The organism is Streptomyces sp. MAR4 CNX-425 (assembly GCF_048656465.1).
GTDB lineage: Bacteria > Actinomycetota > Actinomycetes > Streptomycetales > Streptomycetaceae > Streptomyces.
Map to the genome: position 1 here is coordinate 686,009 of NZ_JBMDLF010000002.1, position 18,780 is coordinate 704,788.

17 protein-coding genes are annotated in these 18,780 nt (G+C 74.8%); 9 read left to right on the top strand and 8 right to left on the bottom strand.

Annotation, left to right across the window (positions count from 1 at the left end):
• The first annotated feature begins 109 nt into the window (after positions 1-109).
• The 5 genes from ACHZ99_RS08215 (at position 110) to ACHZ99_RS08235 (ending at position 6,419) form a co-directional block, all read left to right on the top strand.
• Entirely contained in the window at positions 110-1,621 is a 1,512-nt protein-coding gene (locus ACHZ99_RS08215; protein ID WP_420303725.1) for a CoA-acylating methylmalonate-semialdehyde dehydrogenase, read from the top strand.
• 30 nt (positions 1,622-1,651) lie between these two features.
• On the top strand, positions 1,652-3,025 hold the full coding sequence (locus ACHZ99_RS08220) for an aspartate aminotransferase family protein (protein WP_420303726.1): 1,374 nt from the start codon (positions 1,652-1,654) through the stop codon (positions 3,023-3,025).
• 119 nt (positions 3,026-3,144) lie between these two features.
• On the top strand, positions 3,145-4,401 hold the full coding sequence (locus ACHZ99_RS08225; RefSeq protein WP_420303727.1) for a DUF6745 domain-containing protein: 1,257 nt from the start codon (positions 3,145-3,147) through the stop codon (positions 4,399-4,401).
• 58 nt (positions 4,402-4,459) lie between these two features.
• On the top strand, positions 4,460-4,936 hold the full coding sequence (locus tag ACHZ99_RS08230) for a hypothetical protein (protein ID WP_420303728.1): 477 nt from the start codon (positions 4,460-4,462) through the stop codon (positions 4,934-4,936).
• Between the two features lie 124 nt (positions 4,937-5,060).
• On the top strand, positions 5,061-6,419 hold the full coding sequence (locus tag ACHZ99_RS08235) for a hypothetical protein (RefSeq protein WP_420303729.1): 1,359 nt from the start codon (positions 5,061-5,063) through the stop codon (positions 6,417-6,419).
• Positions 6,420-6,513: 94 nt separating this feature from the next.
• Here ACHZ99_RS08235 and ACHZ99_RS08240 read toward each other — a convergent pair whose 3' ends face one another.
• Positions 6,514-7,266 (bottom strand): FadR/GntR family transcriptional regulator, encoded by a 753-nt coding sequence (locus ACHZ99_RS08240; protein WP_420303730.1) that lies wholly within the window; start codon positions 7,264-7,266, stop codon positions 6,514-6,516.
• A 199-nt stretch (positions 7,267-7,465) separates the two neighbouring features.
• Between ACHZ99_RS08240 and ACHZ99_RS08245 the strand changes: the two genes are divergently transcribed.
• Positions 7,466-8,227 carry an N-acetylmannosamine-6-phosphate 2-epimerase gene (locus ACHZ99_RS08245; RefSeq protein WP_420303731.1) on the top strand — a complete coding sequence of 254 codons (762 nt, stop codon included), beginning with the start codon at positions 7,466-7,468 and terminating at the stop codon, positions 8,225-8,227.
• Positions 8,228-8,408: 181 nt separating this feature from the next.
• On the opposite strand, the gene ACHZ99_RS08250 is transcribed toward ACHZ99_RS08245, so the two are convergent.
• Complete coding sequence (locus ACHZ99_RS08250) at positions 8,409-8,930, bottom strand: pyridoxamine 5'-phosphate oxidase family protein (RefSeq protein ID WP_420303732.1); 522 nt, start codon at positions 8,928-8,930, stop codon at positions 8,409-8,411.
• Positions 8,931-9,033: 103 nt separating this feature from the next.
• Here ACHZ99_RS08250 and ACHZ99_RS08255 point away from each other — a divergent pair, with 103 nt between their 5' ends.
• Together ACHZ99_RS08255 and ACHZ99_RS08260 are read left to right on the top strand one after the other, a co-directional pair.
• Positions 9,034-9,969, top strand: a complete 936-nt coding sequence (locus ACHZ99_RS08255; RefSeq protein ID WP_420303733.1) for a sigma-70 family RNA polymerase sigma factor — start codon at positions 9,034-9,036, stop codon at positions 9,967-9,969.
• Positions 9,970-10,055: 86 nt separating this feature from the next.
• Positions 10,056-11,063: a methyltransferase gene (locus tag ACHZ99_RS08260; RefSeq protein WP_420303734.1), complete on the top strand. Its 1,008-nt coding sequence runs from the start codon at positions 10,056-10,058 to the stop codon at positions 11,061-11,063.
• A 47-nt stretch (positions 11,064-11,110) separates the two neighbouring features.
• Here ACHZ99_RS08260 and phzG read toward each other — a convergent pair whose 3' ends face one another.
• From phzG to ACHZ99_RS08290, 6 genes are all read right to left on the bottom strand, one after another.
• Entirely contained in the window at positions 11,111-11,749 is a 639-nt protein-coding gene (phzG, locus tag ACHZ99_RS08265) for a phenazine biosynthesis FMN-dependent oxidase PhzG (RefSeq protein WP_420303735.1), read from the bottom strand.
• Positions 11,750-11,794: 45 nt separating this feature from the next.
• A complete protein-coding gene (locus ACHZ99_RS08270) occupies positions 11,795-12,634 on the bottom strand; it encodes a PhzF family phenazine biosynthesis protein (protein ID WP_420303736.1) in 840 nt (279 codons plus the stop codon).
• A gap of 71 nt (positions 12,635-12,705) precedes the next feature.
• Complete coding sequence (locus tag ACHZ99_RS08275; protein ID WP_420303737.1) at positions 12,706-14,682, bottom strand: anthranilate synthase family protein; 1,977 nt, start codon at positions 14,680-14,682, stop codon at positions 12,706-12,708.
• Positions 14,679-15,302 (bottom strand): isochorismatase family protein, encoded by a 624-nt coding sequence (locus tag ACHZ99_RS08280; protein ID WP_420303738.1) that lies wholly within the window; start codon positions 15,300-15,302, stop codon positions 14,679-14,681. The genes ACHZ99_RS08275 and ACHZ99_RS08280 overlap by 4 nt, the downstream gene beginning before the upstream one ends.
• 100 nt (positions 15,303-15,402) lie before the next feature.
• Positions 15,403-16,572 (bottom strand): 3-deoxy-7-phosphoheptulonate synthase, encoded by a 1,170-nt coding sequence (locus ACHZ99_RS08285; RefSeq protein ID WP_420303739.1) that lies wholly within the window; start codon positions 16,570-16,572, stop codon positions 15,403-15,405.
• 56 nt (positions 16,573-16,628) lie between these two features.
• Positions 16,629-17,090 carry a PhzA/PhzB family protein gene (locus ACHZ99_RS08290; RefSeq protein ID WP_420303740.1) on the bottom strand — a complete coding sequence of 154 codons (462 nt, stop codon included), beginning with the start codon at positions 17,088-17,090 and terminating at the stop codon, positions 16,629-16,631.
• 682 nt (positions 17,091-17,772) lie between these two features.
• Between ACHZ99_RS08290 and ACHZ99_RS08295 the strand changes: the two genes are divergently transcribed.
• Positions 17,773-18,669 (top strand): S1 family peptidase, encoded by an 897-nt coding sequence (locus tag ACHZ99_RS08295; RefSeq protein WP_420303741.1) that lies wholly within the window; start codon positions 17,773-17,775, stop codon positions 18,667-18,669.
• Positions 18,670-18,780: the final 111 nt, after the last annotated feature.

Here is an 18,780-nt window from a genome sequence, read left to right on the forward strand (position 1 = left end):
GCAATAGGCGGAATCACTGACACTCTGTCCGGCCGCGGCGGCGGCCCGCGCGCCCACGATGGGCGTACGGGCCGACCGCCCGGCGCGACGCGAGAGACGGAGACCGCCCATGACCACGACGATCCCGCACTGGGTGCACGGCGAGGCGTACCTGCCGGCGGAGCCCGCCCGCACCGGCGAGGTGTACGACCCGGCGACCGGCGCCGTCACCGCCCGGGTGGCGCTGGCCGGCGCCGCCGAGACGGCCGCGGCGGTGGCGGCGGCGAAGGCGGCCTTCCCGGCCTGGCGGGACACCTCGCTCACCCGCCGCACCCAGGTCGTCTTCGCCTTCCGGGAGCTGCTCAACGCGCGCAAGGCGGAGCTGGCGGAGATCATCACCGCCGAGCACGGCAAGGTGCTGGACGACGCGCTGGGCGAGGTGACCCGCGGCCAGGAGGTCGTCGAGTTCGCCTGCGGCATCGCGCACCTGCTGAAGGGCGGCATGACCGGCAACGCCTCGACGGGCGTCGACGTGTACTCCGTCCGCGAGCCGCTCGGCCCGGTCGCGGTCATCAGCCCGTTCAACTTCCCGGCCATGGTGCCGATGTGGTTCTTCCCGCTCGCGATCGCCGCGGGCAACACGGTGGTGCTGAAGCCGTCCGAAAAGGACCCCTCGGCCGCCAACTGGCTGGCGGCGCTCTGGGCGGAGGCCGGGCTGCCGCCGGGGGTGTTCAACGTGGTCCACGGCGACCGCGCCGCCGTGGCCGCGCTGCTGGAGGACCCGGACGTCAAGGCCGTGTCGTTCGTCGGGTCGACGCCGATCGCGCGGTACGTGTACGAGCACGGCACGGCGCACGGCAAGCGGGTGCAGGCCCTCGGCGGCGCCAAGAACCACATGGTGGTGCTGCCCGACGCCGACCTCGACCAGGCCGCGGACGCGGCCGTCAGCGCCGGGTTCGGCTCGGCGGGCGAGCGCTGCATGGCGATCAGCGCGCTGGTCGCGGTGGGCGGCGTCGCGGACGAGCTGGTGGCGAAGGTCGCCGAGCGCGCGGCCGGGCTGCGCACGGGCGACGGGCGGCGCGGCTGCGACATGGGGCCGCTGGTCACCGGCGCGCACCGGGACCGGGTGGCGGACCTGGTGGCGGCGGGCGAGCGGGAGGGCGCGAAGGTCGTGCTGGACGGCCGGGGCGCGGCGGCGCCGGGGGCGGTGGACGGCGAGCCGGGCGGCTTCTGGCTGGGGCCGACGCTGCTGGACCACGTGACGCCGGAGATGACGGTCTACCGGGAGGAGGTATTCGGGCCGGTGCTGTCGGTGCTGCGGACCGGGTCCTTCGAGGAGGCGGTCGCGCTCGTCAACGCCAACCCGTACGGGAACGGCACCGCGGTGTTCACCAACGACGGCGGCGCGGCGCGCCGCTACCGCACGGAGGTGGAGGTCGGCATGGTCGGCGTCAACGTGCCGATCCCGGTGCCCATGGCGTACTACTCCTTCGGCGGCTGGAAGAACTCCCTGTTCGGCGACACGCACGCGCACGGCACCGAGGGCGTGCACTTCTTCACCCGCCCCAAGGTCGTCACCTCCCGCTGGCCCGACCCGGGCCGGCGCGGCGGGCTGCGGCTCGGCTTCCCGCAGAACGACTGAGACCGCGGCCACGAAACGGAGGAACCCGTCATGACCGGCACCGCAGCACGCACCGCAACCGGCCCCGCCGGACTCACCGCCGAGGCGCGGCGCGCGTACGAGCTGGACCGCGCGCACGTCTTCCACTCCTGGTCCGCCCAGGCGGAGCTGGACCCGATGGTCGTCACCGCCGCCGAGGGCTGCCACGTCCGGGACGGGGCCGGGCGGCGGCTGCTCGACTTCTCCAGCCAGCTCGTCAACACCAACGTCGGCCACCAGCACCCGCGCGTCGTCGCGGCGGTGCGCGAACAGGCCGCCCGGCTCTGCACGGTCGCGCCGCAGCACGTCAACGCCGCCCGCTCCGAGGCCGCCCGGCTCATCGCGGAGCTGGCGCCCGGCGACCTGGACCGGGTGTTCTTCACCAACGGCGGCGCGGAGGCCGTCGAGTACGCGGTGCGGATGGCCCGGCTGCACACCGGGCGGCACAAGGTGCTGTCGCAGTACCGCTCGTACCACGGCGGCACCGCCACCGCGATCAACGTCACCGGGGACCCGCGCCGCTGGCCCAACGACCAGGGCGCGTCGGGCACGGTGCACTTCTTCGGCCCGTTCCCGTACCGCTCGCCGTTCCACTCGGCGAGCCCGGAGGAGGAGACCGGGCGGGCGCTGGCGCACCTGGAGCAGGTCGTCGCGTTCGAGGGCCCGGGCACGATCGCGGCGATCGTCCTGGAGCCGGTGCCCGGCACGGCCGGCGTCATGCCGCCGCCGCCCGGCTACCTCGCCGGGGTGCGGGAGATCGCCGACCGGCACGGCATCGTGTTCGTCGCGGACGAGGTGATGACGGGGTTCGGGCGCACCGGGCGCTGGTTCGCCGTCGACCACGACGGCGTGGTGCCCGACCTGCTGACCTTCGCCAAGGGCGTCAACTCCGGGTACGTGCCGCTGGGCGGCGTCGTCCTCGGCGGCCGGATCGCCGCGACGTTCGGCCACCGGCCGTTTCCCGGCGGCCTGACGTACTCGGGGCACCCGCTGGCGACGGCCGCGGCGGTCGCCACGATCGAGGCGATGCGCGACGAGCGGATCGTCGAGAACGCCGCGCACATCGGCGAGACCGTCCTCGGCCCGGGGCTGCGCGCGCTGGCGGAGCGGCATCCGAGCGTGGGGGACGTGCGCGGGATGGGCGTGTTCTGGGCGGTGGAGCTGGTCGCGGACCGCCGGACGAAGGAGCCGCTGGCCCCGTACGGCGGGACGAGCCCGGCGATGGCCGAACTCACCGCCGCCTGCCGGGCGGCGGGGCTGCTGCCGTTCGTCAGCCAGCACCGGGTGCACGCGGTGCCGCCGTGCACGATCGGCGAGGCGGACGCCCGCGAGGGGGTGGCGCTGCTGGACGAAGCGCTGGCGGTGGCGGACCGGCACGTGGCGTAGCCGGTCCCGGCGGCCGGCGCTCGCGCGGCAACTCCCTTGCGTCCGGCCGCCGCCGGTGTCACCCTGATCCACATGACCACTCACGGAAAGGCGTCCACCGCCACCCTCCGGTGACCGCGGTGACGACCCCGCGCGGGGGCGCCCCCCGCTTCGACGGCTCACTTTCCTCTTCCCACGCCTGCCTTGCCTTCGCCGTCGCGCTGCGCGACGAGTGGCTGGGGCACGCCCTCTCCACCCTCCCCGCCGACCGCCCCGCGGCCGAGGCCGCCCTCACCGGGCTCTACCGGCTCGCCGGCGCACCGCCGCCGCGGTTCCGCTGGATCCCCTCCCCCGCGGCGGCCCGGCCGGTGCTGCGCGACGAGCAACCGGCCTTCCCCCGCCCGCGGCTGCGGGCGGCCGAGGCGCCGGCGCGGTGGTCCGGCTGGCCCGTGGCGTCCCGGCTGGCGTCCCTGGAGTCCGCGCTGCGGACCCGGCTGAACCGGCGTGTCGCACGGCCCGGCCACCTGTGGCGCGGAAACCGCCCGCCGTGGTCCCTGGCCGCGCGCACCACGGCCCCCGAGGACGGCCTGGCGGACGGGTACCCGCTGCGCGACATCCTCTGGACCACCGTGCACGGCCCGCTCCACACCTCGCTGCTCGACGGGCCGCGGCACGCGATCCGCACCGCGCTGACGCCCGCCACCGGCACCGAGCCGGGCGGGCTCACCTTCCACGGCCAGCACGACGCGCACTGGATCGGGCACCACGACGTCCAGGCCCGCCTCGGCCTCGCGCCGAACCCGGCGGAGGACGCCCGCCAATTCGCCCTGTGGGCCGCCGTGGCCCGCTCCGCGGGCTGGTGGTGGCCGGGGGACGGGGTGTGCGTCGTCGCGGAGCGGCCCGTCGAGGTGCACACCGAGCCGCTGCCCGGCGCCCGCCAGGGCGAGGTGCGGCTGCACCACCCCCGCCGCCCGGCCGTCCGGTACGCCGACGGCGCCGAGGTGTACGCGCTGCACGGCACCGCCGTGCCGCGGTGGGTCGTCGAGGAGCCGACGGTGGCGCGGATCCACGGCGAGCCGAACGTCGAGGTGCGCCGCTGCGCGATCGAGCGCATCGGCTGGGACACGTACATCGACCAGGCGGGCCTGCGCCTGCTCGCCGGCGCCCCCGACCCCGGCAACCCCGGCTCCGAACTGCGGCTCTACCGCGTGCCGCGGCGGGTGTGGGGCGCCGAGGCGCGGGTCCTGCTCGCCGTCAACGGCTCCGTCGAACCCGACGGCCGGCGGCGCCGGTACGGGCTGAGCGTGCCCGCCGGCATCGACGACCCGGTCGCGGCGGCCGGATGGTCGTACGGGCTCACCGGCGCGCAGTACGCGCGGATGGCCCGCCGTACCTGAGCCGCGCGCGCCGCTCCCTTTCCCTCGACCTCCCTTCTCCCACCCAGAGGTGATGCACATGTCCACGTCCATGTCCCTGTCCGCTTCCACGTCCGTGACCCTCGCCGACCTCACCGCCAGGACCGGCCTCGACGTCCTGGCCCACCTGGAGCGCGAGGTGACCATCCCCGTCATCGCCGGACTCCAGGCCCAGGGCGATGTGATCGTCGTCCCGCTGGCGCTCCTCGACGACGTGACCGTCCCGCCGCGCGCCCCCTGGCAACCGGTCCCCGCGGGCGGCGTGGAGCTGCTGCGCGGCGCCGCCGGCGGCAACCCGCACACCCTCGTCGCCGACCCGGGCACGTGCCGCTGGACCCGGCGGGTCGGCGACGCCACGGGCCTCGCCCTCGGCGTCCTCGACGCGACGGCGGTCGCGTACCTGATCCACCCGGAGCACGGCGCCACGGGCATCGCGCCCGGCAGGTACGTCGTCCGGCGCCAGCGCGAACGGAGCGAGAGCACGGGCCGGGCCGGCAACCGGCTCGTCGCCGACTGAGGGCCGCGCGGGCCGGGCAGCCGGAACGGCGGCGGGTCCGGCGGGTTTCGCCGTTCGGGAGCCGCCCCCGCCGCCATCCGGTACCGTCCTGGCTCCGAACGGCCCGTGGCGCGGGGGTGAGACGGTGGCGGACGACGTGGGCGAGCTGATCGAGCGGCTGGCCCTGTGGCGGACCGGGGACGGCGGCTACGACGAGGCCAGCCTGCGGGAACAGGCGATCGTCGCCCTGCGGGAGCGCCGTCCGGAGGCGGTTCCCGCGCTCGTCGGACGGCTGGACGCCCTCCTCGCCGACCACGCCGCCCACCTGGAGCGGGTCGGGGCCGTCACGGCGGCGTGGGACGCCTGGTACGAGGAGGGCGACGCCCTCGTCGACGAGCACGGGGTCGGCGCGGTGTTCGAGCTGGAGCGGTACCGCACGGTGCCCAGCGACAGCCTCCCCCAGCGCGAGCCCCGGGACGAGCACTACCAGGACCCGTACGACCTCAAGCAGGGCATCGTCGAGGCCCTCCGCCGCATCGGCGACGACCGCGCCGCGCCCGTCCTCGGCCGTGCGCTCGGCGACCGGGCCTGCGTCCACCACGCCGCGACGGCGCTGCGCGAGATACGCCTCGACGGCGCCGTGCCGGCGCTGCTCGACGCCGCCGCGCGCACCGGGCCGGCGGACATGGCGTTCCCGGCGTTGCTCGGCGCGCTGGAGCACTACGGCGCCACGGTGGCGGACGTCCGGGCGCGGTTCGAGGCCGAGTCCGGGCCGCAGGCGCGGGTCAGCCTGATGCACGTGATGAAGCGGCTGCCCGGCGACGCGGCCGGCAGGCCCGCGGAGGAGGAGATCAGGGACGCGCTCGTCTTCCTCGCGCTGGACCGCTCCGCCCCGGACCGGCGGCGGGCGCTGCGGGCGCTGGCGGAGCTGGGGGAACCGCCGGAGGAGATACGGGACGACGACCTGCGGGACGGCGTTCCGGGCGCGCCGGACGCGGACTACGGCGCCGCCGCCATGGACGCGCCGCCCCCGGCCGCGGTCGTCCGCACCGCGATCACGCTGGCCGCGCAGGGCAGACCGGCGGGCCACGACCGCGAGTTACGGCGCCGGCTGCGGCGCATGGCCGAGGACGCGCCGGCCGCGGCGCGGGCCGTCACCGCCGTGCTCGCCCGCGAGCCGCGGCCGTCCGACGCGGAGCTGGACCTCGCGCTGCGGCTGGCCCTGCGGCTGCACCCTGACCGGGCGGCGGAGCAACTGCCGCTGCTGCGCGCCCTGCACGGGCTCACCGCGTACCCGCCGGCCCGCGCCGGCGCGCTGCGCGCGCTGCGCCGCGACGGCATGCTGTTCGGCCTGATGCTGCACGACGACGCGGCGCTCCGCGCGGCGGCGCGGGAGGTCTTCGACGACGTCGCCGAGCCGGCGGACCGGCAGCGGTTCGCCGAGTACGAGGCGCTGCGGCTGGGCACCTGGGGGCGGCTGGCGCGGCGGTTCAGGCGCCGGTAAGCCGTCGGGTGTCCGGCGGTTCCGGCTGATCCTGCGGGTCGGTCGGCCCGTCGTCCGCCGTGGACGGCGGCGGCCGCCGGGACGGCTGCCGGGGTCAGGGCGCCGCGGCGCCGTCGCCGCCCGCGCCGGACGCCCCGTCGCGGCTGGCGGCGATCCGGCAGCGTACGGGCGCGTAGTGCGCCGCGACGGCCCGGGCGAAGGCGGCCGGGTCGCCGTGGCGCGCGGCGCGCACGATGCCCGCGTGCGCGTCGACCGTCTCCGTCCGGTCCCGGCGCGTGGCCATCTCCAGGGTCGGCGCCACGATGGCGTACACGTCCCAGAAGGCCAGCGACAGCTGCCCCATCAGCTCGTTGCCCAGCGGCTCGACGAGCAGCGCGTGGAAGGCCCGGTCCGCCGCCACGAAGTCGTCCTCGGCGCCGTCCGCGTCCGCCCGCATCTGCTCCACGAGCGCGTCCAGCGCGTCGAGCCGGCCGCCGTCGAGCCGGGCCACGATCCGCTCCGCCATGCCGCGTTCGAAGAGTTCGCGCACATCCACGAGGTCGGCCATCACGTTCACGTCGCTGTCCGGGCCGAGCAGCCCGCGGAAGGCGAGGCTCTCGACGAGCGCCGACAGGCCCAGCCGGCCGACGTACGTGCCGTGCCCGTGCCGTACGTCGACGATGTCGAGGGCGTGGAGGGTCTTCACGGCCTCGCGGACGCTGGAGCGGCTGGCGCCCAGGGCGGCGCACAGGTCGGCCTCGGTGGGCAGCGGGTCGCCGGGGCGCAGCTTGTTCGCCAGGATGTAGCGCTTGATCCCCTCGGTGACCTCCTGCCGCAGCAGCGACCTTCCGGCACGGGCTCCGGTCACGCGCGTACTCCCGCCTCTTGACCCACTTCGTCCCCCGGGCTACGGTCACACGCTATCAGGTGGGACATCAGACATCTGATGTACTGCGTACGGGAGGACGGGGAGGACACGTGCCGGTCGTCGCCGCCCTCGACATCGGCGGTCCGAAGACCGCCGCCGCGCTGCCCGGTGCCGCCGGGCCGGCGCCGGAGGCGGTCGCGTGAAGGCGGCGGAGGACGGCCGGACGGGCGGCGGCCGGGGCCGGGCCGTGCTGGAGCGGCTGCGCGGGCGGCTGGTGGTGTCCTGCCAGGCGTACCCCGGCGAGCCGCTGCGCGACCCCGACGCCATGCGCCGCATGGCGCTGGCCGTCCTCGACGGCGGGGCGGCGGGCATCCGCGCCCAGGGGCTCGCCGACCTGCGGGCGATCCGGGCCGCGACCGGCGCGCCGCTGATCGGGCTCTGGAAGGACGGCGACGGCGGCGTCGTCATCACCCCCACCGCCGCGCACGCGCGCGCGGTCGCGGAGACCGGCGCCGACGTCGTCGCCCTCGACGCCACCGACCGCCCGCGGCCGGACGGGCGCGCGCTGGCGGAGTCGTTCGCGGCGGTGCACGGGGCGGGTGCGCTGGTGATGGCGGACGTCTCGACGTACGAGGAGGGCCTGCGCGCGGCGGGCCTGGGCGCCGACCTGGTCGGCACCACCCTCGCCGGCTACACCGGCAGCTCCCCCGCCCCCGCCGCGGGCCCGGACCTCGCCCTGGTGGAGCGGCTGGCGGCGGCGCTGCGGGTGCCGGTGGTCGCCGAGGGCCGGATCGGCACCCCGGCGGAGGCCGCGGGGGCGCTGGCGCGCGGCGCGTACGCGGTGGTCGTCGGTACGGCGATCACCCACCCGACGACGCTCGCCCGCCGCTTCGCCACGGCGGTCGACGACGCCCGCCGGCCGCCGGCGGCCCGCACCGGGCCGCGGGGCGCGCCGCGATGAGTTTCCGCCCACGGGGCGGTCTCTTCCGCCGAGGGTTCTTCGTGCAGATCGGCGCGAGCGTGCCCCAGTACGGTCCGGGCGCGGCGCCCGGCTCGCTGGCCGCCGGGGCGCGGCGGGCGGAGATGCCCGGGCCTCGTCTCCTGACGTCGCCGGGCGGGTGCCGGACGCTCCGCCGGCCGCGCTACGCCACGCCCAGCCGGGCGGCGTCGGGGGCGAAGACCGTCATCCAGTGCGGGCGGAGCCGGTAGAAGACGACCTCCTCGTCCCAGCGGAAGGCGTCCTCGCCGTAGCACTCCTTGAAGTACGCCAGCATCTCCGGCCACTCGGGGTCGGGCTCCCCGTGCTCGGGGTTGAGGGTGACCGCGTCGCCGTGGGCGAACACGCCGACCTCCTCGCCGCGCATGTGGGCCACGCTCACCGCGGGGCGGGCGGCCAGGTGCCGGGCCTTGGCCGCGGTGCGCGCGGTGCCGAAGTACCAGGTGCCGTGGAGGAAGTGGCCGTCGACGCCGCTGATGCGGGGCTCGCCCTTGGCGGTGACGGTGGAGAGCGCGAGGGTGCACATGCCGGTCAGCAGCCGGGTGAGCTGCTCGGCGGTCAGCGTGCGGTCGGCGTTGATGATCGAGCGCAGATGGCCGGTGGAGCGGGCCAGGGAGGCGTCGAGCAGCTCCTGGAGCCGCCGCAGGTCTTCGGGGGTTTCACGCATCCGGTCACGGTAGCCGGGTCCGCGATTTTTTCCGGCCATCGGTCACATTGGCGCGTTCTCACCGGTCACTTAGGTGAAGGCCAACGGGGAGGACCGGAGACCCATGGGCGAACACGACTGGCTGGCGGAGCGTTTCGAGACCGACCGGCCCCGGCTGCGCGCGGTCGCGTACCGCATGCTGGGCTCGGTCCAGGAGGCCGACGACGCCGTCCAGGAGGCGTGGATACGGCTCAGCCGCTCGGACACCAGCGAGGTGGAGAACCTCAGCGGCTGGGTCACCACGATCGTCGCCCGGGTGTCGCTCAACATGCTCCAGTCGCGCAAGTCCCGGCCCGAGGTCCTGGTGGACACGGCGGAGCCCGGCGAACCGCACGACGAGCCCTCGCCGGACGACCCGGAGGAGGAGGCGATGATCGCCGACTCCGTGGGGCTGGCGCTGCTCGTCGTGCTGGACACGCTGACGCCGGCCGAGCGGCTGGCGTTCGTGCTGCACGACATGTTCGCCGTGCCCTTCGAGGAGATCGCCGCCATCGTCGACCGCTCCCCCGCCGCGGCCCGGCAGCTCGCGAGCCGGGCGCGGCGCCGCGTGCACCGCTCCACGCCGAGCGCGCGGCGCGGCGAGAGCTTCGGCGTGTACGACGACACCCCCCGCTCCTTCCCGTCGGGCAAGTCGGATCTGGCGACGGCGTTCCTCGCCGCGTCCCGGGAGGGCAACTTCGAGGCGCTGCTGGCGATGCTCGACCCGGACATCGTGCTGCGTACGGACGCGGCGGCGATCCGGATGAGCCTGGAGGCGGAGCTGCGCGGGGAGAACCCGATCACGAACGTCGCCGAGATCCGCGGCGCCGACGCCGTCACCCGGGTGTTCGCCGGGCGTACCTGGAACCCGGCGCCCGCGCTGATCGACGACGAGCCCGCGCTGGTCTGGGTGCAGAACGGGCGTCCGCACGTGGCGTTCTGCTTCGGCGCGGCGCACGGCCGCATCACCGCGATCGACATCAAGGCGGACCTCGCCGGGCTGCGCATCGAGCTGTTCTGAAGCCGGGTGACCAGCGGTCGCGTAGCAGATACCTGTCCCGTGCGGCCGCCTGTTCGAAGCCGGACCGCCGACTTACTGTGTCCCGCATGGACACATCTACCAACCCCATCGAGCAGTTGATCGATTTATCGACCGGCTATCTGCGGTCCGCCGCGCTGCACGCCGCGGCGCATCTGCGGCTCGCCGACCTGCTGGCCGACGGCCCGCGCAGCGCGGACGACATGGCGGCGGAAGCCGGGCTCAACGGCCCGCACCTGGCCCGGCTGCTGCGCTATCTCGCCGCGCACGGCGTCTTCCGGCAGGAGGAGGACGGCCGCTTCGCCCTCACGCCGATGGCGCAGCTGCTCCGCGAGGACGTCCCGGTGTCGATGCGCGCGTACGTGGACGTGCACGGCAACGAGATCTTCTGGCGCTCCGCGGCGGGGTTGAGCGAGGCGATCCGCACCGGCGGGAACCCGTTCGAGGACGAGTACGGGATGCCCTTCTACCAGTACCTGTTCGCCAACCGTGAGCTGGGCGCGCAGTTCGACACGAGCATGGCGTCGTTCTCGGAGGCGCTGAGCGACCAGGTCGCCGGCGCCTACGACTTCGGCTCCGCGCGGTCGGTGGTGGACGTGGGCGGCGGCCGCGGCGGGCAGCTGCGGGCGATCCTGCGCCGCAACGCCCACCTGGAGGGCACGCTGCTCGACCTGGAGCCGGTGGTCGCGGGGCACGTGCTGGACGTACCGGAGCTGGCGGGCCGGTGGCGCGCGGTGGGCGGCGACTTCTTCTCCGCGGTGCCGGAGGGCGGCGACGTCTACATCCTCAAGCACGTGCTGGCGAGCTGGCCCGACGACAAGTGCGTGGAGATCATGGAGGTGTGCCGCCGGGCCATGCCGGACGACGGGCGCCTCCTCATGGTCAACGCGCTGGTGCCGGAGGGCAACGACCCGCACCCGAGCAAGACCGTGGACATGACGATGCTGACGGTCCTGAACGGCAAGGGCCGGACGCAGGCGGAGTACGAGGAGCTGATGCGCAAGGCCGGGCTGGCGCCCGGCGAGGTGCACCACGTCTCCCCGCACGCCGCGATCATCGAGGCGACGAAGGGCTGAGCCGGCCGGCTCGCCCGGAGCCGGCGGCTGCGCGGGCGCCGTACCCGCTACGGCTGGAGGCGGACGGAGGTCCAGCCGTCGCCCTCGCGGTCGTAGCGCAGCCGCAGGTGGAGCCGGTCCGGGCGGTGCGCCCAGAACTCCACGTCCTGCGGCTGCAGCCGGTAGCCGTAGAAGCGGTCGGGGCGGTCCAGCGCCTTGCCGCCCTCGCCGAGGCGCTCGGCCTCGGCGCGCAGCGCCTTGGGGTCGGCCAGCGGTTCGCTCTGCCGGGACGCCACGGACATGGCGTGCAGCGGGATGGCCCGGGCCTGCCACAGGGACTCGGACTCGGCCACGGGGACCGGTTCGACGGTTCCGGAGATCTTGATCTGCTGGCCGGTCTCGCGCCAGTAGAGCAGCCCGGCCGCCCAGTTGTTCTCCTCGATCTCGCGGCCCTTGCGGCTGGAGGCGTGGCTGGTGAACAGCACGCCCCGCTCGTCGATGGCGCTGACCAGTACGATGCGCGCGGACGGCCGGCCGCGCTTGTCCGCGGTGGCCAGCGCGAGCGCCTTGGGCTCGCGGACCGCCAGCTCGACGGCGCGGTCCAGCCAGCGCCGCATGAGGCCCACGGGGTCGGCGGGCGGGTTGTCGTACTCCGGGAAGTCCGGGTCGTTCTCGACGGTGAGGCTTTCGAACTTGCTGGTCTGCATCACGTGCCTTTCTCTTCGGTGGCCGCCCGCCGGGCGCCCGGGCGTCTAGAGGAAGAGGGTGCCGCGCCCCACGGTGACCCCGTGGCCGCCGACGTGGACGGAGTGGATCCGGTCGCCGTCGCCCTCGGCGGTGGCGAGCATCAGGGAGGGCCGGCCCATCTCGACGCCCTGGAGTATCTCCACCTGCTCGCCGTACGCGGCCAGTCCGTGCCGGGCGAGGTGGATGGCGAGCGGCCCGGCGGCCGAGCCGGTCGCCGCGTCCTCGACGACCCCGTACGCGGGCGAGAACATCCGGGCGCGCCACTTCCGGCCCTCGCCGGCGAAGCAGTTGGCGGCCATGTCGGGGAACGCGGACAGCGCGCGGTGGTCGGGCCGCAGCGCCGAGAGCGCGGGGACGCTCTCCAGCCCGACGAAGACGTGCCGGGGGCCGTTGCGGTAGACCTCGACGGGCGCGACGGAGTCGTCGGCGCCGAGGGCGGCGAGGAGTTCGTCGGCCTCGGCGTAGGGCTCCCACACCGGCTGCGGCTGGCGCATGCGGACCTGCACCGCGCCCTCGTCGTCGGTGAGGGTCACGGGGATGACGCCCATCGCCGTCTCCAGCCGGAGCTTGTCCTGCTTGCGCGTCTCGCCGAGGGCGACGGCGGTGCCGAGCAGCGGGTGGCCGGCGAAGGGCAGCTCGTTGACGGGCGTGAAGATGCGGATGCGGGCGTCGCCGCCCTCGCCGGGGGGCAGCACGAAGGTGGTCTCGGAGAGGTTCATCTCCCGGGCGATGCGCTGCATCAGGTCGGGCGTCAGCCCTTCGGCGTCGAGGAACACGGCGACCGGGTTGCCGTACAGCGGCCTGCGCGAGAAGGCGTCCACCAGCATGTAGTCGAGATCGGGCATGTACGGCACTCCTGACGGGCGGATGTACGGGTCTTCGGTCGGCGCGGGTGGGACGGCCCCGGCGTCGGGGCTCAGGCGGTCGGCGGAGGCCGGCCGATCACCCCGAGCAGCGCGTCGCCGATGAGGCGGGGGCCGTCGACGGTGAGGACGGACTCGGCGTGGAACTGGAAGGAGGCGAAGTGCGGGCCGCGCAGGGCGTCGATCTGGCCGGTGTCCGCGTCCCGGCTGACGCGGACGCGGCCGACCTCGGGCACGTCGAGCTCGTCGGCGGGGCTGACGGCGGCGAACGTGTTGTAGTAGCCGACGTGTTCGCGCCGGCCGAAGAGGTCGATCTCGCGCTGCACCCCCTGGTTGGGGCGGTTGCGGCGGACCAGGTCGAGGCCGAGGCGGAGGCTGAGGACCTGGTGGCTGAGGCAGACGGCGAGGAACGGGGTGCGGTTGTCGAGCAGCCCCGCGACGGCCTTGTCCAGCGCGGCGATCTTCGGGTCGGCGGCGGCGCGGGGGTCGCCGGGCCCGGGGCCCATGACGACGAGGTCGAAGCCGTCGACGTCGTACGGCTCGTCGAAGCGGCGTACCTCGGCGGTGGGGCCGAGGGCCTCCAGCTGCTGCACCATCATCGCGGTGAAGGTGTCCTCGGCGTCGACGACGAGGACCTTCATGCCCTCCAGCGCGGGCACGGTCAGCGGGCGGGCGCCGGTGCGGGCGAGCCAGAAGTCGGCGATGCCGGTGTTGCGGTCGCGCAGTACGTCGCGGACGGCGGGGTGCCCGGCGAAGCGCGGGGCGGCGGGCGCGGCTCCGGCAGCCCCGGCGGCCCCGGCGGCGGGGTCCGCGCCCAGGGCGTCGAGCAGCGCGGCGGCCTTGGCGCGGGTCTCGGCCGACTCGCCCTCCGGCGAGGAGTGCCGTACGAGGGTGGCGCCGACGGCGAGCGAGAGCCGCCCGTCGTCGGCGATGTCGGCGGTGCGGATGAGGATCGCGGAGTCCAGCGTGCGGCTGCCGTCGGGCTCGTCGCTGACGAGCGCGGCGACGCCGCTGTAGTAGCCGCGGCCCTGCGGCTCGTGGCGGGCGATGACGCGGGCGGCGCTCTCCACCGGGCTGCCGGTGACGGTCGGCGCGAACAGCGTCTCGCGCAGCACGTCCCGTACGTCGCGCTCGGTGCGGCCCTCGATGAAGTACTCGGTGTGGGCGAGCCGCGCCATCTCCTTCAGCGCGGGGCCGGTGACCCGGCCGCCGTCCGGGCAGATGCGGGACATCATCTTCAGTTCCTCGTCCAGCACCATGTACAGCTCGTCGGTCTCCTTGCGGTCCCGCAGGAACGCGGTGAGGCCGTCGAGCGTCGGGCCGCCGGCGGGGTAGCGGTACGTGCCGCTGATGGGGTTCATCACGGCGCGGCCCCCGGTGACGGAGATGTGCCGCTCGGGGGTGGCGCCGACGAAGGTGCGGCCGTCGACGTGGACGGCGAACGTCCAGTAGGCGCTGGGCTCCAGGGCGATCAGCCGCCGGAAGACGGTCAGCGCCGCGCGCGCCGGCTCCCCGCCGACGTCGGCGAGCAGGGTGCGCTTGATGACGAAGTTGGCGCCCTCGCCGGTGCCGATCTCGTCGGTCACCACGCGCCGTACGACGTCGGCGTACTCCTCGTCGGACAGGTCGAAGCGGTGCCCGGTCAGCGCGGCGGGGGTGTCGGGGAGCCGGGCGAGGGTGTCGGCGAGCGGCAGCGCGGCCTGCTCGGTGATGTTCATGGAGATCAGCGGGGCGCCGTCGTCGGGGGCGGCGAAGCCCCGTTCGGTGAGCTGCCGGTACGGCACCACGAGCAGCGTGCGGTGGGCGGGCGCGGCCGGCGGGGCGGCGGGTTCGGGCAGCGGCAGGCCGGCCAGGGAGCCGGGGTGGGAGACGTCGCCGAGGAGTACGTCGACGGTGCCGGGGGTGCCGCTCTCCGGGCGGTGCAGCAGGGCGAACGCGGGCGGCAGCGGCCCGGTCAGCAGCCGGTCGAGGAGACCGGCGCCGGTGTCCGCGGCACCCGGGGAGCCCGCGGGGCCCGGGGCGGCGCTCACGCGAAGACCTCCGCGCTCGGGACGACCATCCCGCAGCGCTGGGCCACGTACTCCAGCGCCATCCGGTGCTGGTCGGCGGTGAAGTCGGCGACGGCGTCGGCGGCGAGGAACACCTGGATGTCGTGGGTGAACGCCTCGATCGCCGTGGCCAGCACGCCGACGTGGGCGTAGACGCCGCACAGCACGAGCTGGTCGCGGCCCTCGGCGCGCAGCCGCTCCAGCAGCCCGGACTTGAAGAACGCGCTGTAGCGCCACTTGGTCAGCAGCCAGTCGCCGTCGGCGGGGGCCAGCTCGGGCACGACCTCGCGGTCCTCGGGCGCGGTGCGCATGCCCGGTCCCCAGAAGTCGACGAGCAGGCCGCGCTCCTCCTGGCTCATGCCGCCGGGCTGCGCCGAGTACGCGACGGGCACGCCGAGTTCGGCGGCGCGCTTGCGCAGCAGCGCGGCGTTGTGGACGAGCTGGGAGCGGACCGTCTCGGGCACCGGGCGCAGGAAGAACCGCTGCATGTCGTGCACGATCAGCGCCGCCCGCGCGGGGTCGGGCGTCCACGCCGCCAGGTTGGCCGGCAGGTTCGCTGCCGTCGGCAGCTCGTACGGGTCGATGACGGGTATGCCGACCACGGTTCGGCTCCTCTCGGGTGCGGTGGGGTGCGCGGCCGGTGCGGACGGCCGCGCCGCCGCCGCCGGGACCGGGGCGGGGCCCCGGTCCCGGCGGCGGCTCTCAGCTCGTGCCGGCCCAGGCCGCCACGAGCTGGTGGGCCTGGCCCGGGTTGAGCCGGGGGTCGCAGAAGGTGGTGCGCCGGCCCGCGGAGCCGATCGTGGCCGTGTCGGCGGCGCACTCCGTCACCAGGTCCGGGGTGGTCTCCAGGTGCAGCCCGCCGTTGACGCCGCCGGTGGCGGCGAGGACCTCGCAGAAGCCGCGGATCTCGGTGAGCATCGCGTCCATCAGCCGGGTCTTCTGCCCGTCCGGGCCGGTGACGGTGTTGCCGTGCATGGGGTCGCAGATCCACACCGCGGGGTGGCCCGCCGCGTTGACGGCCTGCACCAGGCCCGGCAGCCGGCCGGTGACGAAGCCGGCGCCCATCCGGGAGATGAGCACGAGCCGGCCGGGCTGGCGGGCCGGGTCGAGCCGTTCGGCCAGCTCGGTGACGTCCGCGGCCGTGGTCCCGGAACCGATCTTGCACGCCACCGGGTTGGCGACGCCGGCGAGCAGCGCGACGTGCGCCCCGTCGGGATTGCGGGTGCGCTCCCCCACCCACGGCAGGTGGGTGGAGGAGAGGTACTGCTCGCCGGTGGCGCCGCGCCGCAGCATCGGCGTCTCGTAGTCGAGGAGCAGCGCCTCGTGGCTGATCCACACCCGTTCGTCGTCCGGGCGCCCGGCGTTGACGGCGTCGAGTTCGCGTACGACGTCCTGGGCGGCCCGGAAGCACTCCAGGATGTGCCGCGGGTCGGGCCGGCGGGCCGCGGCGTCGGGCTCGGGGCGGTTCACCATGTGCCCGCGGTAGACGGGCAGCGTGGCGTTGCCGACCTGCTCGACGGGCTTGGAGCGCGGCTTGGCGAACTGTCCGGCGAGACGGCCGATCCGTAACACCGGCCGCCCGGTGAGCTGCGCCGCGGTGTCGGCGAGCCCGTCGAGGAGCGCGCTCTTGCGCCGCACGTGGTACGGGGTCGACTCCGCCGGGTCCTCGGCGCAGTCGCCCGCCTGGATCAGGTGCGCCCGTCCCTCGGCGACCTCGGCGAGCCGGCGCCGCAGCCGCGCCGCACCGTCGCCGGTGACCAGCGGCGGCGCGGCTTCGAGGGCCTCCCGTACCAGTCGCACCTGGCCGGGGTCCTCCCACACGGGTTGCTGAAGAGCCGGTGGCGCGTGGACTTCCTGGACTGAGGTAGGCACGTTCTCCCCCTGCCGAGTGTGCGTGTCGAGGTACGAGGGTCGTCGGGCGGTCGCCGTCAGGTCGGGATGCCTTCGCGGCGGACCTTGGGCACCTCGATGCCCAGGGCGCGGAACTGCTGGCAGGGGTTCATGAACTCGCGCTGCTGCTTGATCTTCCCGTTCTCGAACTTGAAGTAGTGCAGGAAGTGGTTGCGGTAGTGGCCGGGCTCGTAGCCCGGAAAGACGATCTTGCCCTCGCCGTCGCACTCCACCCAGAAGCGGTCGGGGTCCTGGGTGTCGAAGATCTCGATGTTGATCCAGGCCCAGTCGGGGAAGCACTGGAGGGACCAGACGGCGTGTTCGCCGAGCCGGTCGCGGCCGCTGATGACGATCGGCTCGCCGGTCTCGGTGGTCCACAGGCCGCCGGTGCCGTCCTCGGTGAACAGCAGGTGCCGCTCCAGCCGGTCCTGGCCGCGGCAGTGCATGTACTTCTCGACGATGGCGCGGTTGTGGTCGCGTACCTCATTGTCGCCGGACATAGCTGGACTCACTTCCTTTTACTGAAGGGGCGGGACGGGGCGGATGCCGTACGGACTTCGCCGTCCTGAATACGGTGCGCCCGGCTGCCTGGTTCGGTTCGATGAAATTCCGTTTCCCGGCACGGGAGCGGTTCGCGCGGCGCTAGTGAGACGGTCTGCAATTCCCCGTCGGCAGGGGGGCGCCGCGGGCAAACCCCCACGCAGGGCGGGCACACGGGACACGGAACCGCCGCGTCGGAGGTGCGGCCGCGATGAAAGATCGGACGGAAACGCGTACCACCGAGCTGAACCTCCCTTGTCCCTTGTACGGATCCGAACCTGCTCCTGCACCATATCCGTCTGCGGGGTCCGTCCGGCGCGGCGTAGCAGCTTCATAGGGACGGCTGGCAATGAATTGCCATTCTGATTCCGGCCGTCGGTGCAATATGCCGGTGCGGTGTCTTCGCGATGAATGTGCAGCGTCATGAAGGCGCGTCGATATCCGCCGCCGTGCCCGCCGTCCGGCCGCCGCCTGCGGGCGGTCCGCGCGGGGTCCGGGGCCGGGGGCGGTCTTGCGCATCTCCGCCGCGTGGCCAAGACTCCCCTACGACGTGTCAGGGGCACGGCAAAAGCCGCGCCGCTGACGGTGTCTCACGGGCTCGTCACCTCGAGCCCCGGTTCCCCCAAACCAGAGGAGACATCTGTGAAGATCACGCACACCACCCCCCACGGGGCTTCCCGCGGCCGACTGCGGCTGATCACCGCGGCCGCCGGGCTCGCCGCCGCGGCGGCGCTCGCGCTCCCCGCCGGCGCCAACGCCCAGGAAGCCGCACCCTCGTTCAGCACGGCGGAGCTCAAGGCCGTCGACCTCGCGGTCGGCGAGGCGGACGTCGCGGGCACCGCCTGGTACGTCGACGACGCCAGCGACACCGTCGTCGTCACCGTCGACCGCACCGTCTCCGCGGCCGAGGTGGCCCGGATCACCGAGGCGGCCGGCGCCCACGCCGGTGCCGTGGACGTCCAGCGCACCAACGGGAAGTTCACCAAGTACATCGCCGGCGGCGAGGCCATCACCACCGGCGGCGCCCGCTGTTCGCTCGGCTTCAACGTCGAGAGCGGCGACGGCACCAAGTACGCCCTGACCGCCGGCCACTGTACCAACATCGGCAGCTCGTGGAGCATCGGCACCACGGCGGGCACCAGCTTCCCGACCAACGACTACGGCATCATCCGGCACTCCGACCCGGCGGCCGCCGACGGCCGGGTCTCGCTGTACAACGGGCAGTACCAGGACATCACCGACGCGGCCAACGCCTCGGTGGGCCAGTCCGTCCAGCGCAGCGGCAGCACCACCGGTCTGCACGGCGGGTCCGTCACGGGCCTGGACGCCACCGTCAACTACGGCAACGGCGACGTCGTGTACGGCATGATCCAGACGAACGTCTGCGCCGAGCCCGGCGACAGCGGCGGCCCGCTCTTCTCCGGCAGCACGGCCCTCGGCCTGACGTCCGGCGGCAGCGGCAACTGCTCCTCCGGCGGCACGACGTTCTACCAGCCGGTCGTGGAGGCCCTCGACGTGTACGGCGTCGACGTCTTCTAGACCCGGCGCACACCCGCGAGGAACGGTACTTCGCCCCGGTCGGCCTCCCGTCGGCCGGGGCTCGCGGCCGTCCGGGGCGGGCACGGTCCGTGCGCGGTCGGCGCGGTGGCG